The 14,838-nt window shown below is 70.0% G+C and carries 11 protein-coding genes; 9 read left to right on the top strand and 2 right to left on the bottom strand.

Annotation, left to right across the window (positions count from 1 at the left end; all coding sequences use genetic code 11):
• Window position 1: 1 nt before the first annotated feature.
• Both DEU37_RS05010 and DEU37_RS05005 read left to right on the top strand, forming a co-directional pair.
• Window positions 2-934 (top strand): sugar ABC transporter permease, encoded by a 933-nt coding sequence (locus tag DEU37_RS05010; protein ID WP_121189500.1) that lies wholly within the window; start codon window positions 2-4, stop codon window positions 932-934.
• A gap of 113 nt (window positions 935-1,047) precedes the next feature.
• Window positions 1,048-3,000: a glycoside hydrolase family 13 protein gene (locus DEU37_RS05005; RefSeq protein ID WP_121189499.1), complete on the top strand. Its 1,953-nt coding sequence runs from the start codon at window positions 1,048-1,050 to the stop codon at window positions 2,998-3,000.
• Between the two features lie 7 nt (window positions 3,001-3,007).
• Here DEU37_RS05005 and rsmI read toward each other — a convergent pair whose 3' ends face one another.
• A complete protein-coding gene (gene rsmI / locus DEU37_RS05000; protein WP_121189498.1) occupies window positions 3,008-3,823 on the bottom strand; it encodes a 16S rRNA (cytidine(1402)-2'-O)-methyltransferase in 816 nt (271 codons plus the stop codon).
• 23 nt (window positions 3,824-3,846) lie between these two features.
• On the opposite strand from rsmI, the gene DEU37_RS04995 reads away from it, so the two are divergent.
• Window positions 3,847-5,445 carry a dolichyl-phosphate-mannose--protein mannosyltransferase gene (locus tag DEU37_RS04995; protein ID WP_121189646.1) on the top strand — a complete coding sequence of 533 codons (1,599 nt, stop codon included), beginning with the start codon at window positions 3,847-3,849 and terminating at the stop codon, window positions 5,443-5,445.
• Window positions 5,446-5,491: 46 nt separating this feature from the next.
• Window positions 5,492-6,547, top strand: a complete 1,056-nt coding sequence (locus DEU37_RS04990; protein ID WP_121189497.1) for a GTP-binding protein — start codon at window positions 5,492-5,494, stop codon at window positions 6,545-6,547.
• A gap of 24 nt (window positions 6,548-6,571) precedes the next feature.
• Here DEU37_RS04990 and DEU37_RS04985 read toward each other — a convergent pair whose 3' ends face one another.
• The gene (locus DEU37_RS04985; protein WP_183043576.1) at window positions 6,572-7,399 is read right to left on the bottom strand and encodes an aldo/keto reductase; all 828 of its coding nucleotides are present in this window, start codon (window positions 7,397-7,399) and stop codon (window positions 6,572-6,574) included.
• 125 nt (window positions 7,400-7,524) lie between these two features.
• Between DEU37_RS04985 and DEU37_RS04980 the strand changes: the two genes are divergently transcribed.
• Genes DEU37_RS04980 through hrpA form a run of 5 tightly spaced genes read left to right on the top strand, consistent with a single transcriptional unit; the run spans window position 7,525 to window position 14,742 of the window.
• Window positions 7,525-7,950, top strand: a complete 426-nt coding sequence (locus tag DEU37_RS04980) for a hypothetical protein (protein WP_121189495.1) — start codon at window positions 7,525-7,527, stop codon at window positions 7,948-7,950.
• The gene (locus DEU37_RS04975) at window positions 7,950-9,563 is read left to right on the top strand and encodes an EI24 domain-containing protein (protein WP_121189494.1); all 1,614 of its coding nucleotides are present in this window, start codon (window positions 7,950-7,952) and stop codon (window positions 9,561-9,563) included. The genes DEU37_RS04980 and DEU37_RS04975 overlap by 1 nt, the downstream gene beginning before the upstream one ends.
• 2 nt (window positions 9,564-9,565) lie before the next feature.
• Window positions 9,566-10,048, top strand: coding sequence for a hypothetical protein (locus DEU37_RS04970; protein ID WP_121189493.1), 483 nt, complete (start codon window positions 9,566-9,568; stop codon window positions 10,046-10,048).
• Window positions 10,049-10,061: 13 nt separating this feature from the next.
• On the top strand, window positions 10,062-10,724 hold the full coding sequence (locus DEU37_RS04965; RefSeq protein WP_121189492.1) for a hypothetical protein: 663 nt from the start codon (window positions 10,062-10,064) through the stop codon (window positions 10,722-10,724).
• Window positions 10,725-10,749: 25 nt separating this feature from the next.
• Window positions 10,750-14,742, top strand: coding sequence for an ATP-dependent RNA helicase HrpA (gene hrpA / locus DEU37_RS04960; protein ID WP_121189491.1), 3,993 nt, complete (start codon window positions 10,750-10,752; stop codon window positions 14,740-14,742).
• Window positions 14,743-14,838 lie beyond the last annotated feature (96 nt).

The following is a 14,838-nucleotide window of genomic DNA, read 5'->3' as shown; positions in this document are numbered from 1 at the left end:
CATGACCACTGCTGAGACCCTCCCCGTCACCGGTACGGCAGCGACCCCGCCGAGCCCGACCGTCGCCCACGAGACGCGTCGCCGGTTCGGCAGGTGGTTCCGCGAGACCGGCTGGCGTCACCTCGTCGGCATCGCGATGCTCGTCTTCTCGGCGTTCCCGCTCGTCTACGTGCTCTCCGCCTCACTCAACCCGGGCGGGACGCTGCTGACCGCCAACAGCCTGTTCGCCACGGTCGACATCGGCAGTTACATCGCCCTGTTCCAAGACCCGCTGCGCCCGTACGGCAACTGGTTCGTCAACTCGGTGTTCATCGGGCTGACGACGTCGTTCTTCACCGTCGTCCTCTGCGCGCTCGCCGCCTATGCCTTCTCGCGCATGCGCTTCACCGGCCGCCGTTTCGGACTGCTGACGCTGCTGCTCGTGCAGATGTTCCCTCAGCTGCTCGCCGTGGTGGCGATCTTCCTGCTGATGTCGGCGATCGGCGACATCTTCCCGGCACTGGGTCTGAACTCCCAGATCGGGTTGATCATGGTCTATCTCGGCGGCGCGCTGGGCGTGAACACGTTCCTCATGTACGGCTTCTTCAACACCGTGCCGGCCTCGATCGACGAGGCCGCGAAGATCGACGGCGCCGGACACGCACGCATCTTCTTCACCATCATCCTGCGCCTGGTCGCCCCCGTGCTGGCTGTGATCGGCCTGCTGTCGTTCATCGGCACCATGAACGACTTCCTCATCGCGTCCGTCGTCCTCGTCGATCCCGACAAGCAGACGCTGGCGGTGGGGCTGTACCAGTTCGTCTCGCAGGAGACGGCGCGCAACTGGAGCGTGTTCGCCGCCGGCGCCGTGCTCGCGGCGATCCTGCCGATGGCACTGTTCCTGGGCCTCCAGCGTTTCATCGTCGGCGGCCTCACGGCCGGCTCGGTCAAGTAGCGCACGACCCGACCCGGGCCGCACACCACACAATCAGAGGGCTCTGCCACGGATGTCCGTGCAACCACGTCGCACCAGTGCCGACGTGTTGTCGGCGTTCCACGGAGGTTCCCATGATCGATCCCACCTGCCCGCACCACGACGGCTCGCCGCTGTACGTCTCGCACCCCGATCCGGCTCTCGGCGACGAGGTGACCGTCCGCCTCCGCGTGCCCCGCGCCTACGGCGGAGTCGACCGGGTCGTGGTGCGCAGCAACCCCGACCACGAGCCGGCGTGGGTCGAGGCCGAGTGCGACGGCGAACGGGACGGGTGGCACTGGTGGTCGGCGCGGATCGTCGTCGCCAACCCGCGCCACGGCTACCGCTTCCATCTCGTCCGCAGCGACGCAACGGTACAGATCCTCAACCAGGGCGGGCTCAGCGACGTCGACGTCCTCGACGCCCAGGACTTCGCCCTCGTCGCCGGCAACCCGCCGCCGCCGTGGATGGCCGACACCGTGCTGTACCAGATCTTCCCCGATCGTTTCGCGCGATCGGATGCCGCAGCCGACCGACCGCTTCCGGAGTGGGCGATCCCCGCAGCCTGGGATGACCCGCTGGATCCCTCCCACCCGGGGCGCAGCCGGCAGCTCTACGGCGGAGACCTCGACGGCGTCGTGGACCGGCTGGACCACCTCGTCGATCTGGGTGTGAACGCGCTGTACCACACGCCGATCTTCCCCGCGGAGTCGAATCACCGATACGACGCCGCCAGCTTCGATCACGTCGATGCACTCCTCGGCGGCGACGAGGCCTACCGACGTCTCATCGAGGCAGCGCACGCGCGCGGCATCCGCGTGATCGGCGATCTCACCACCAACCATTCCGGCGTCGCCCATGAGTGGTTCCGCAACGCGTACGGCCGGCCCGACGCGGCGGAAGCCGACTTCTACTACTTCCACGATGCGGCCCACACCACCTACGAGACGTGGCTGGATGCGGCGACGCTGCCGAAGTTCGACTGGAACAGCGCCGAACTGCGGCGTCGGTTCATCGAGGGACCCGACTCCGTCGTCGCGCGCTGGCTCGCGGAGCCGTACGGGATCGACGGGTGGCGCATCGACGTCGCCAATATGACCGGCCGTCTCGGCGCCGAAGACCTCAATGCCGTCGTACGTCAAACGGTGCGCCGGACGATGATCGAGGTCTCGTCCGACACGCTCCTGCTCGCCGAGTCGACGAACGATGCCGCCAGCGACCTGCAGGGAGATGCCTGGCACGGCGGCATGACCTACCCTGCGTTCACGCGCGGCGTGTGGTCGTGGCTCGCGGAGCCCCGACGCATCCCTCACCGCGGCTTCGACGGCGGCGTCAGCGATGAGATGTGGTTCTTCGGACTACCCACCGGGATGCCGCGGTACACCGCGCAGCAGTTCGTGCGCCAGCTCCGGCTCTTCACCAGTCAGATTCCGTGGCGTGTGCAGCGCGGAACGATGTCGGCCCTCGACACCCACGACACCGCCCGGTTCGCCACCTACGCCGCGGAGGAGATGATCCCGCTCGCCGTCGGTCTGTCGATGACGCTGCCCGGCATCCCCGTCGTCTACGCCGGCGACGAGTTCGGACTCGAGGCCGTGGACGGTGAGATGAGCCGCACCCCTCTCCCCTGGGACCGCGTCGGCGAACCCGAGATCGCCGCCCGCATCGGCCTCTACCGTGAGCTCATCGGCCTTCGCCGAGCGCACGCGGCGCTCTCGACCGGCGGCCTGCGATGGTTGCACGCCGACGACGATGCGATCGTGTTCATCCGCGAGAACGCGGACGAGGCGGTGCTGGTCCTCGCCGCTCGTACCGACGTCGAGATCCGTCTTGACATGGCCCTGGTCGGCGCGGCGACGGCGGCAACCTCGCGCTATGCGGCAGGAACGGTCGAACTTCTCGCCGACGACGGCGCGGTGCGCCTGCACGGCAGAGGAGCGAGCTTCGCCGTCTGGACGCTGCCGGGCGTCACCGCTCCGCCCGCGCGTGCGGAGCGGTCCGTCGCAACGCCGGAGGCCTTCGCGCAGTTGGGCGGTCCCGCCGTCTGAGCGGGCATCACCGCGAGGCGAGCACCGCCTGATAGAGATCGCGGCTGGACAGGCCGGTGGCTGCCGCGACCTCGGCGGCCGCGTCCTTCAGGCGGATGCCGTCGGCGACGAGGGCCTGCACCTGCGCGACGGCATCCTCGGCCGACACCTCTCGGGCCGGCGCGCCGCCGACCACGACGACGATCTCCCCGCGGACCCCGGCCTGCGCCCAGTCGGCGAGGGCTGCCAGGCCGTCGCGGACGACCTCCTCGTGCAGCTTCGTGAGTTCCCGGCAGACGGCCGCGGGCCGGTCGGCGCCGAAGGCGGCGGCCATGGCGTGGAGGGTCTCGGCCAGACGCGAGGGCGCTTCGAAGAAGACCATCGTGCGCGGCTCGCTCGCCACGAGCGCGAGAGCGCGCGCACGATCTCCGGCCTTGCGCGGCAGGAACCCTTCGAAGGTGAAGCGATCGGTCGGCAACCCGGCGACGGCCAGTGCGGTGACCACGGCGCTCGGTCCCGGCAGAGCGGTGACGGCGACCCCCTGCGCGACGGCCTCGGCGACGAGACCGTACCCGGGGTCGCTGACCGTGGGCATGCCCGCATCGCTCAGCACGAGGAGGTCCTCCTCCCGCGCGCGGGCGACGAGCTCGGCCGCACGCTGCTTCTCGTTGTGGTCGTGCAGCGCGACCAGACGAGGCCGGTTGGCGATGCCGAGCGCCTGGAGCAGTCGCTGGGTCGTGCGGGTGTCCTCGGCGGCGATGACGGTGGCCTGCTCGAGAGCAGCAACCAACCGCGCCGAGGCGTCGCCCAGATTTCCGATCGGAGTCGCGCCGAGGATGATCACCGCTTCAGCTTAGGCTGGTGGCCGTGTCGACCACCGCCGAGCCGATCCCGCCGCTGCTGTCGCCCGTGCGCCGGTCGGTCTACGACCGTTGGCGCGAGCGCGTCGCGGGCGAACCGCGACTCCAGCGGCTGTACGGATGGCTCGCTCCCCTGCTGGTGACGCTGCTCGCCGGAATCCTGCGCTTCTGGAATCTCGGGCATCCGCACGTGCTGGTCTTCGACGAGACGTACTACGTCAAGGATGCGTGGAGTCAGTGGAACCTCGGCTATGCGGCGAGCTGGCCCGACGGCGCCGATGCGCGATTCGCGGCGGGCGAGCCGAACATCTTCACGACCGATCCGAGCTTCGTCGTCCATCCCCCGCTCGGGAAGTACCTCATCGGATTCGGCATGTGGCTGTTCGGACCCGACAGCTCCTTCGGGTGGCGCGCGATGGCGGCGCTGTTCGGCACGGCCCTCGTGCTGCTGCTCTTCCTCGTCGCCAAGACGCTGACGAACTCGACGATGTTCGCGACCGTGGCCTCGTTCCTGCTCGCGATCGACGGCCTCGGCATCGTCATGAGCCGCGTCGGCCTGCTCGACGTGTTCCTGGCCTTCTTCATTCTGCTGGCCTTCTGGTTCGCTCTTCTGGACCGTCGACGCCATCTGGACCGCCTCGCCGCTGCGATCATCGCCCGCCGGGTCGACGACGCGCCCCTCGCCTGGGGAGCCGTGCTCTGGAACCGACCGTGGGTCATCGCGGCCGGCGCCGCGGCGGGTGCGGCGACGGCGGTGAAGTGGTCGGGGGTATGGGTCCTCGCGGCCATCGGGCTCTACCTGGTCGTCACCGATGCCCTCGAACGTCGACGACTCGGCGTCACCTTCTGGCCGATGGATGCCGTGCGGCAGGGGCTCGCCTCCTTCGTGCTGCTCGTGCCGGTCGCGTTCGTCGTGTACCTCGGGTCGTGGGCCGGATGGCTGTTCAGTGACGGCGGCTACGACCGCAAGGTCGCCGAGATCAGCCCCGCCACGGGGTTCTTCTCCTGGGTGCCGCTTCCCCTGCAGAGTCTGTGGAAGTACCACGAGACCATCTACGCCTCGATGGCGGGCATGACCTCCCCGCACAGCTACTCCAGTGCGGCGTGGGCGTGGCCGTTCCTCTGGCGTCCGACGTCCATGTACGCGTTCTCCAGCCCTGACGGCAAGAACGGCTGCAGCGGCGACAACGGCTGCCTGCAGGTGCTGTACAGCATGCCGAACCCCCTGCTGTGGTACGCCTCGGTCATCGCCGCCCTGTACCTGGTCTACCGCTTCGCCGTCGCTCGCGATTGGCGCTACGCCGTGGTGCTGGTCGGCATCGCAGCCACCTGGCTGCCGTGGCTGATGTACCCCGAGCGCACGGTGTTCCAGTTCTACACGATCGTGATCTGGCCGTTCCTGTTGCTGGCGCTCACGTTCGCGCTGCGAGAGATCACCGGAACGGCGCACGCGCTGCACGAGCGCCGACTGGCCGGGCAGCGGGTCGTGATCGTCTTCCTCGTCGCGGCGGTCGTACTGTCGGCGTTCTGGTACCCGCTGTGGTCTGCGACGCAGGTGCCCTACGACTTCTACCGCCTGCACAACTGGATGCAAGGGTGGGTCTAGCACCCTATCGAGAACGATTCTCGATAGGGTGTGTGCGGGAGGACGGATGCCGCACACACGCGAACCCGCCGGCACCGCGGCAGGCCGCGTTCCCGTCGTCGCCGTGACAGGCCACCTCGGCGCGGGGAAGACGAGCCTCGTCAACCACCTGCTGCGCACGCCCGGCGCTCGCCTCGGCGTCGTGGTGAACGACTTCGGCGCCCTCAACGTGGATGCCGCCCTCGTGACCGGTCAGGTCGATGAGGCGGCCGCGATCTCCGGGGGCTGCGTCTGCTGCCTGCCGGACGCGGGCGGACTCGACGATACGCTGGGCCGGCTGGCCCATCCGCGGCTACGCCTGGACGCCATCGTCGTGGAGGCCAGCGGCGTCGCAGAGCCCGCCGCCCTCGCCCGGCTGATCCGCTTCAGCGGCGTCGCCCGCGTGCGCCCGGGCGGCGTGGTGGACGTGATCGACGCCCCGAACCACTTCACGACGATCGACGCCGGCGACGACGTGCCGGCGCGCTACGCGACCGCGTCGCTCGTCGTGATCGGCAAGACCGATCTGCTGCCGGCATCCGAGCGGGCATCGACGATCGCGCGGATCGCCGGGCGTGTGCGCTCACGCAATCCCCGCGCACACCTGACCACGGCGCGCGCGGGAGCGATCGACCCGGCCCTCGTGTTCGACGTGGCCGATCGCGACGACCCGATCGACGAGCTGCCGCTCGCGCGCATCGCGCGCGAGGCGCACCACGGTCCCGGCCACCACGCGCATGAGCACGCACGCTCCGCCTCCGTGCCGCTGCGCGCTCCCGTGTCGCCGTCGGCGCTCGTCGATCTGCTCGAGCACCCGCCCCGCGGGGCGTATCGCCTCAAGGGGCGGGTGCGCGTGCAAGGCGCCGGCCGCGATCACGGCTATCTCGTCGACGTCGTCGGCTGGTCGATCCACGTGTCCGCACTGCCGTCACCGCCCGAGATCGGCGAACTCGTCGCCATCGGCGTCGACCTCGACGCGACCGAAGCCGAAACCGCGCTGCACGCGCTCGCCTCAGCCCCCGCCGCGCGCGCAGACGTCGCAGGGCGACGGCGCCTGGAGCGCTACCGCCGGCTCAGCGAGTGAGCGCGGCGCACGGGTGCCCGCGGGTCAGTTGACCTCGTCGGGGTGCGCGGAGACACGGCCCCCGCGCTCGAGCGCGGTGATCGCCGACTGCTCGTCGTCGCTCAGCTCGAAATCGAACAGGTCGAGGTTCTCGCGGATGCGCTCGGGGTTGTTCGACTTCGGGAAGATGATGTGGCCCTGCTGGATGTGCCAGCGGAGCACCACCTGCGCGGGCGTCTTGCCGTGGGCCGCCGCGGCGGCGGCTACGGGCGCCTCGTCGAAGAGCGGGTACTTGCCCTGTCCGAGCGGACCCCACGCCTCGATCAGGATGCCGTGCTCCTTCGCGAACGAGGTGACGTCAGGCTGCTGGTAGGCCGGGTGCAGTTCGATCTGATCGACGGCCGGCGTGACGCCGGTTGCGGCAATGATCTCGGACAGGTGTGCGGGGAGGTGGTTGGAGACACCGATGCTGCGGGCCTTGCCTGCCTCGCGGATCTGCACCATCTTCTCCCACGCGTTCACGTAGTTGCCGTTGGCCGGCGCGGGCCAGTGCACGAGGTACAGGTCGACGGCGTCCAGGCCCAGCTTCTGCAGGCTCTCGTCGATCGCGGCGAACGGCTCATCGCCAGCCTGACGGTCGTTCCAGAGCTTCGTCGTGATGAACAGCTCGTCCCGCGCGATGCCGCTGGCGGCGATGGCACGTCCGACGCCTTCCTCGTTGCCGTAGATGGCCGCGGTGTCGATGTGACGGTAACCGGCTTCGAGGGCGTCGCTCACGATGCGCTCGGTCTGCGCGGGATCGACTTTGAAAACGCCGAAGCCGAGCTGCGGGATGGTGTGTCCGTCGTTGAGGGTGAGGAGGGGGATCGTCATGTCTCCAGCGTAGGCGCGCGCGCCGACACCGAGGGTGGATGCCGCGGCATCCACCGGCATGGGTTGTTCTGCCCATCGCGCGCCGTCGGAGGGTTCGCTTAGGTTGTCAGCAGGGAGGCGGACACATGAGCGACCTGAAGATCGATGTCGGTGAGGTGCTGGCGAGCGCGTCGAGAGCCGAGCGGATCGCCGGCGACTTCTCGGCATCCGAGCGCATCGCCGACGAGACGGCGGGATACACCGGCCACGACGCACTGGCAGGAAAGGTGCGCGACTTCGGCGGCAAGTGGGACATCGCCCGGGGCAAACTCGAGGAGAACCTCACCTTCATCGCCGACTACCTGCGCGCCGTCGTCGACACGTTCGAGGACCTCGACACCGACCTCGCTGCGTCCCTCCAGCAGTCGGCGATGGGCGATCAGACCGCCGCGAACAACCTGAACGACGAGATCAGCACGAGCACCGCACCCGCCGCCCCGGCCGCCCCCGCGCCGACGCCGAGCCCGTCGCCGGGGCCTTCCCCGACTCCGCCCGCGGCAGGAGGCAACTGATGGCGCTGCCCGGAAACCCCGAGGCCCTCGCCGAGCGGGCATCGACGTACGTCTCGTCCGCGACCCGCATCGAGCGCGCCGCCGACGACCTGCGCGCCCTCGCCTACACCAGCACAGCCCGCTCGCTCGACGCGATCCGCGAGCGCAGCGGCCAGGTGGCCGGCGATCTCAGCGCCGCGTACGGACGCTACGCGGGCACGGCGAACGCGCTCGTGGAGTACGCGGCCGCCCTGCGTGAGGCCCACCGCAAGGCCGACGACGCCGACGCGAGCGAGGCCTACGCCGAGCGACACGCCGGCAGCGCCGACACGCAGGTGTCCGCGTACAACCGTCAGCTCCGCACCCTCGAGCAGTCGACGGCCCCCGCCGGAAACATCGAAGCGGCCGAGCGTCAGCTCGCCGAGGCGCGTGCTGCCGCCCGCCGCTACGACGACGCCGCGTCGGCGGCACGCGAGGCTCACGAGCAGGCGCGCCGCGACATGGAGGCCGCGGCCCAGCGCGCGATGTCGTTGATCGACAGCGCGATCGACGCCACCAACGAGGGCTGGCTCGACCAGGTGGGCAACTTCTTCGAGGGCATCGGTTCGTTCTTCGCCGACCTCGGGAAGTGGATCGGCGACTTCCTCCAGGATCTGTGGAACGAACTGCAACGGCTGGTCTCGACCGTTCTCGCGCTGATCGGTACGGTGCTCATCCTGGTGCTCGTGTACGCACTGCTGTCGCTGATCCCCTTCATCGGCCCGTTCATCGCGGCGCTGGTCGTCAGCCTGCTCGCAGGGTTCCTCCTCGCCAGCATCCTGTCGGACGTCACGAAGCCCACGCCCACCGTCCGCAGACGCGACCTCACCGACTCCGAGGTCGACAACTACCGCGGTCAGCCGACCGACCTCGCGCACGCGCTGAAAGAGACCACGCTCGTGGACTCGCTCGGCCACCACACCAAGGACTCCGCTGACGAGACGGTGATCAGTGTGACGAAGGTGGTGGATGCCGACGGTGTCGTGCGCTGGCGCGTCACACTGCCGAGCACCCAGGAGTGGCTCTCCCGCTTCAACGGCGATCAGGGCGCGGTCAATGATCTGGACAGCAACCTGGCGCTCATGCTGACGCCGTCCCTGCGCTCGCAGTACGAGCGCGCCGTGCTCGACGCGATGAAGCAGGCCGGCGTGGGACCCGACGACCCGGTGATGCTGGTGGGCTTCAGCCAGGGTGGAATCCTCGCTGGGACGCTCGCCGCCTACAACGACGACTACAACTGGGACGCCGTCGTCGTCGCGGGCGCGCCGATCGACAGCATGCCCATCCCCTCCACGACCACCGTCGTCTCGGTGCAGCACAACGGGGATCCCGTCCCGCGGCTCGACAGTGTCATTTCGGTCGGCACCGGCGGCTACGCTCCCGCCGACAGGCCCAACTGGACGACGATTCAGGAGGACTCGCCCCTCGCCTCGCAGGGCGTCGGCGGCATCCACTATTCGCCCGCCTACAACTCCACGCTGCAGAACAACATCGGACAGGTTCCGGCGGCCACCCGCGACGATCTCGACCGCTATTTCATCGGCGATGAGGGTGCGTATGGTTACGAGGAGAGCTACTACACGTGGAAGGAGTGACGATGACGGCAGGAGCATCACATCGCCGGTTCACGAGTGTTCTCATCGCCGCGCTCGCCGTGGGCGCTCTCGCGGGATGCTCCTCCCCGTTCGCCGCCCCACAGCCCGTCCCGACCCCCTTGGAGAGTAGCGTGGACGCTTTTCAGCCCGTGTACGACGCGATCGCCACTTCCGACCCGCGCGTCGAGCGCGCCAGCACCGTGACCTCGAGCCTTTCGGGAGCCGCCCGCCAGCTCACGGTCGTCATCCGCATCACCGGGAGCGAGCCGGTGTCGACCCAGACGTTGACGGCCGTTTTGATCGCCGTGCGAGACTCCGCCCACGGCGATGCCGACATGCTCGATCTCGTCGCGCGCGACGCCTCGAACCCGAAGCAGATCCTCGATCTGTCCGATGCCATCCGAGGCCTGCCCTCGGGACTGTCCACGATCTGGATCGACGGCGGCCTCGTGGTGCCGATGAGCGATCTTGCCGCGCTCGGCTGATTCTCCGCGTTCCATGAGCACCACACACGAGCCCGAGCTCGCCTTTCGCCTCTTGGGCATATGGTGGCGGGTCGATCTCGACTCGGATGACGCCGCCCGCGCGTCGGCCACCGAGATCGCGCGTGGCACGCTCGGCACCGCGGACGAGAACGCCACGCCGCGACGGCGGATGCGTGACGACTTGGTCGCGGCGGCACGTGCCGCCCGCGAGGCACACGGGCGATTGCTGCTGCTGCAGACGGAGCTCACCCCCGGAGAGCCGATGTCCGCGATGCTGACGCTGTTCGACGACGACCGGTTCCGGATGAGCCCCTCGATCGGCACGAACCCCGAGCGTGTGCTCGCTGTGCTCGAAGAGGCCCTGCCGCGGATCGCTCCCGAGATGGCAGAGACGGCCGTGCGGCGCCCGTTCGCGGACGGCGAGGTCGTCCGCGCGCATCGGATCGACGAGTCCGTCGAGGTCGAAAACGGCGAGCGGTTCACCCAGCGGCGCCTCGTGGCGCAGTACTGGTACCCCGTGCCGGATTCCAAGAAGCTTGGCCTTGTCGTGCTCTCCACCCCGCTCGGAGACATCCCGAACGCCCTCCTCGCCTACTTCGATGCCATCGTCGAGGTGTCGGGGTTCCGCTCGGCGCCCGAGACCGCCGTCGACGCCGCGGGCGCCGCCGCGCGCTGACGCGCACGCAATACGATGGAGGGCTATGCCTCCCGTCGTCCCCGTGATCTCCTATCCGCCGGAGCTGCCCGTCAGCGCCGCGCGGGACGAGATCGCGCGCGCCATCCGCGATCACCAGGTCGTGATCGTGGCCGGCGCGACCGGGTCGGGAAAGACGACGCAGCTGCCGAAGATCTGCCTCGAGCTCGGGCGCACGAAGATCGCGCACACGCAGCCGCGCCGCATCGCCGCGCGCACGATCGCCGAGCGCATCGCCGAGGAGCTGCAGGTGCCGCTCGGCGGCGCCGTCGGCTACAAGGTGCGTTTCACCGATCAGGTGTCGGAGGACACCCAGATCGCGCTCGTCACCGACGGCATCCTCCTCAATGAGATCCACCGCGACCGGCTGCTGCGCCGCTACGACACCATCATCATCGACGAGGCGCACGAGCGCTCGCTGAACATCGACTTCCTGCTCGGCTACCTCGCGCGCGTCCTGCCCGAACGCCCCGACCTGAAGCTCATCATCACGTCGGCGACGATCGATCCGGAGAGCTTCGCGAAGCACTTCGCGGATGCCGCCGGCACTCCGGCTCCCATCGTGGAGGTCTCCGGACGCACGTACCCGGTCGAGATCCGCTACCGCCCGGCCGTCCCCGAGGCCCCGGCCGCCGCGCGAGACCCGAAGGACACCCCGGCCGCCGCGCGAGACCCGAAGGGCCGAGTCGACACGCCCACCGACGGTGACGACGTCGACGCGCTGATGGCGGCGCTGCGCGAACTCGACCGCGAGGCCGACGGCGACGTGCTCGTCTTCCTTCCCGGTGAGGCCGAGATCCGCGACGCGATGGATGCGATCCGCGGCATGTACGCGAAGGACGCCCGTCCCACCGAGGTCCTCCCCCTGTACGGTCGGCTCTCCGCCGCCGAGCAGCACCGCGTGTTCGAGCGCTCCACGCTCGCCGGCGTGCGTCGCCGCGTGATCCTGGCGACGAACGTCGCCGAGACGAGCCTCACCGTTCCCGGCATCCGCTACGTCATCGATGCGGGCACGGCGCGCATCTCGCGCTACAGCGCGCGGTCGAAGATCCAGCGACTGCCGATCGAGGCCGTCTCGCAGGCGTCGGCGCAGCAGCGTTCCGGCCGCGCCGGACGCACCTCGAACGGCATCGCGATCCGCCTCTACAGCGAGGACGACTTCCTCTCACGGCCCGAGTACACCGAGCCAGAGATCCTCCGCACCTCGCTGGCGTCGGTGATCCTGCAGATGCTCGCCCTCGGCTTCGGCGACATCGAGGACTTCCCGTTCCTGACGAAGCCCGACAGCCGCGGCGTGAAGGCGGCGTTCGACCTGCTCAGCGAACTGCGCGCCGTCTCGCCGTCGCGCCGGCTCACCTCCCTCGGACGGGAGATCGCCCGCCTGCCGATCGACCCCCGGTTCGCGCGCATGCTCATCGAGGCGCGCCGCCTCGAGGTGCTGCCCGACGTGCTCGCGATCGTCGCCGGGCTGTCGATCCAGGACGTCCGCGAGCGCCCTTCAGCGGAAGACCCCGGCGGCCGCGAGCAGGCGGACCGGCTGCACGCACGCTTCACCGATCCGACGAGCGACTTCCTCACCCTTCTCAACCTCTGGAACCACCTTCAGGAGCAGCAGCGCGACCTCGGCTCCAGCGCCTTCCGACGCCTGTGCCGCAGCGAGTTCCTCAACTACGTCCGCGTGCGCGAGTGGGCCGACGTCCACCGACAGCTGCGCCAGCTCATGGGCGTGAAGACGGGCTCGACCTCCGACGGCGCCGCCGCCGACCCCGCACGCGTGCACCGGGCGATCCTGGCCGGTCTGCTCTCGCACATCGGCATCCTCGACACCCGCTCCGTCGGCGCCGCCAAGAACACCGGCGGCGACAAGCGCAAGCCGATCGCGACCTTCCGCGGGGCGCGTGGGGCATCGTTCGCGATCTTCCCCGGTTCGGGGCTGCGCAAGGCGACCCCCGACGCGGTCATGGCGGCCGAACTCGTCGAGACGTCGCGCCTGTTCGCCCGCACGGTCGCGGCGATCGATCCGGCCTGGGCGGAGGAGCTCGCCGGCGATCTCGCGCACCGCCAGCTGAGCGATCCGCACTGGTCGAAGGATGCCGGGGCCGCCGTGGCCGCGGAGAAGGTCACCCTGTTCGGCGTCGAGATCATCCCGCGCCGCCGCGTGCAGCTGGCCCGCATCGACCGCCCGCTCGCGCGGGAGCTGTTCGTGCGGCACGCGCTCGTGGACGGCGACTGGAACAGCCAGCACCTCGACAAGCGCCTCACCGCGTTCGAGCGGCGGAACCTCGACCTGCGCCGCCGTCTGGAGAAGGTGGAGGAGCGGGAGCGCCGCCGCGACATCCTCGTGGGCGACGAGGCCGTGTTCGCGTTCTACGACTCACGCCTGCCGCACGATGTGTTCGACGCGCGCTCGTTCGAGACCTGGTGGCGCGACGCCTCCGGCCGCACGCCACGGCTGCTCGACATGACCGAGGCCGATCTGCAGGGCGACGCATCACGCTCGGACGAACGCGCGTTCCCGGGACGCTGGCAGCAGGGCGACCAGGTGCTCTCGCTCGCGTACCGGTTCGAACCCGGAAGTCCCGAAGACGGCGTCAGCGTGGTCGTGCCGCTCCCGCTGCTGGCAGCGCTTCGCCCCGACGGTTTCGACTGGCAGGTGCCGGGACTGCGGGCGGAGCTGATGACGGCACTGTTGAAAGCGCTGCCGAAGACGATCCGCAGGCACGTGGTGCCCGCCGCCGACTGGGCTGCGAAGCTCGGCGACGACCTGGCGGCGGCCGGGCCCGAGCACCACGACGGCCTGCCACCCCAGACGCTGCGCAGCGCTCTCGCCGCCCGCATCCAGCGCGTGGCGAACCAGCCCGTGACCGCCGACGAGTTCGACCTCGAGCGGGTGCCCGCACACCTTCTGATGACGTTCCGGGCCGTCGATCACCGCGGACGCACGGTCGGCACCTCCCGCGACCTCGCCGAGCTGCAGCGCCGACTCGCCGGCCGCGCCCGCGAACAGGTCGCCCGCACGCTCACGCGTGAGCAGCAGCCCGCCGGGCGCGTCGCCCGCGCCTCAGGGGTGTCGGCCTCGGGGATACCTTCCCGCGACGCGTCGGCGACGGCATCCGCCCCGGGGGCACCGCAGATCGTCGAGCGCGACGGCATTCTGACGTGGGATCTCGGCACGCTGCCCGAGGTCGTCGACACGAAGGTCGCCGGCGGCGTCGTGCGCGGCTACCCCGCACTGGTGGACCAGAAGGATGCCGTCGCCCTGCGCATCGAGTCCACGCCCGAGCGTGCCGCACGCCTCACGCACGCCGGTGTCCGTCGCCTGCTGCTGCTCGCCGTGCCCTCGCCGAGCGCGTACGTGCTCGAGCATCTCACCGCTGCCGAGAAGCTCTCACTCGCGGCGTCACCGTACCCGTCCGCGAAAGCGCTCATCGAGGATGCGCGTGTCGCCGTCGCGGACGCGGTGATGGCGCGCGTCGCCCCGGGCGGTGTCCGCACGCCCGAGCAGTTCGCCGCCGTCCGCGACGCCCTGTCGTCGGCCGTGGTCGACGAGCTGTTCCAGGCGGTCTCGCTGACGGCACGCATCCTGACGCTGCAGCGCGACGTCGAGCGTGCCGTGAAGTCGCAGAACGCGATGACGCTGCTGGCTGCGCTCGGCGACGTGAAAGCGCAGCTCAGCGGGATCATCTATCCCGGATTCATCGCGCGCACCGGCCTCGATCGGCTGCGTCATCTTCCCCGCTACCTGCAGGGCGCCCTGGAGCGGGTGCGTGCACTCGCCGACAATCCGGGCCGGGATCGCCAGCGTCTGACCGAGTTCGAACGCGCGGCGGCGCTCTACGCGGAGGCCGGCGGTGCGCTCCCCCTTGCCGCCGATGCGCCGCCCGCGATCGCGCACGCACGCTGGCTGCTCGAGGAGTACCGCGTCAGCCTGTTCGCCCAGGCGCTCGGCACCGCCGAGCCCGTCTCGCTCCCCCGCATCACGAAGGCGCTCTCCGCCTGAGGCGGCAGCCGCCGCTTCCGCGGACGCACCCACCCACCCAGCAACTCCGCAGGATCGCACGAACTCCGCACCGTTTCGCCCGATCCGATGCGGAGT

The sequence above is a fragment of the Microbacterium sp. AG790 genome (genome assembly GCF_003634765.1).
In the GTDB taxonomy this organism is placed as follows: Bacteria; Actinomycetota; Actinomycetes; order Actinomycetales; family Microbacteriaceae; genus Microbacterium.
This window is presented reverse-complemented; position numbering and strand designations above follow the sequence as displayed.

Coding starts and splice junctions, on each gene's coding strand:
- DEU37_RS04965 (WP_121189492.1), top strand. CDS start 10,062: ATGAGCACCACACACGAGCCCGAGCTCGCCTTTCGCCTCTTGGGCATA.
- DEU37_RS05005 (WP_121189499.1), top strand. CDS start 1,048: ATGATCGATCCCACCTGCCCGCACCACGACGGCTCGCCGCTGTACGTC.
- DEU37_RS04970 (WP_121189493.1), top strand. CDS start 9,566: ATGACGGCAGGAGCATCACATCGCCGGTTCACGAGTGTTCTCATCGCC.
- hrpA (WP_121189491.1), top strand. CDS start 10,750: ATGCCTCCCGTCGTCCCCGTGATCTCCTATCCGCCGGAGCTGCCCGTC.
- DEU37_RS04975 (WP_121189494.1), top strand. CDS start 7,950: ATGGCGCTGCCCGGAAACCCCGAGGCCCTCGCCGAGCGGGCATCGACG.
- DEU37_RS04980 (WP_121189495.1), top strand. CDS start 7,525: ATGAGCGACCTGAAGATCGATGTCGGTGAGGTGCTGGCGAGCGCGTCG.
- DEU37_RS04985 (WP_183043576.1), bottom strand. CDS start 7,399: ATGACGATCCCCCTCCTCACCCTCAACGACGGACACACCATCCCGCAG.
- DEU37_RS04990 (WP_121189497.1), top strand. CDS start 5,492: ATGCCGCACACACGCGAACCCGCCGGCACCGCGGCAGGCCGCGTTCCC.
- DEU37_RS05010 (WP_121189500.1), top strand. CDS start 2: ATGACCACTGCTGAGACCCTCCCCGTCACCGGTACGGCAGCGACCCCG.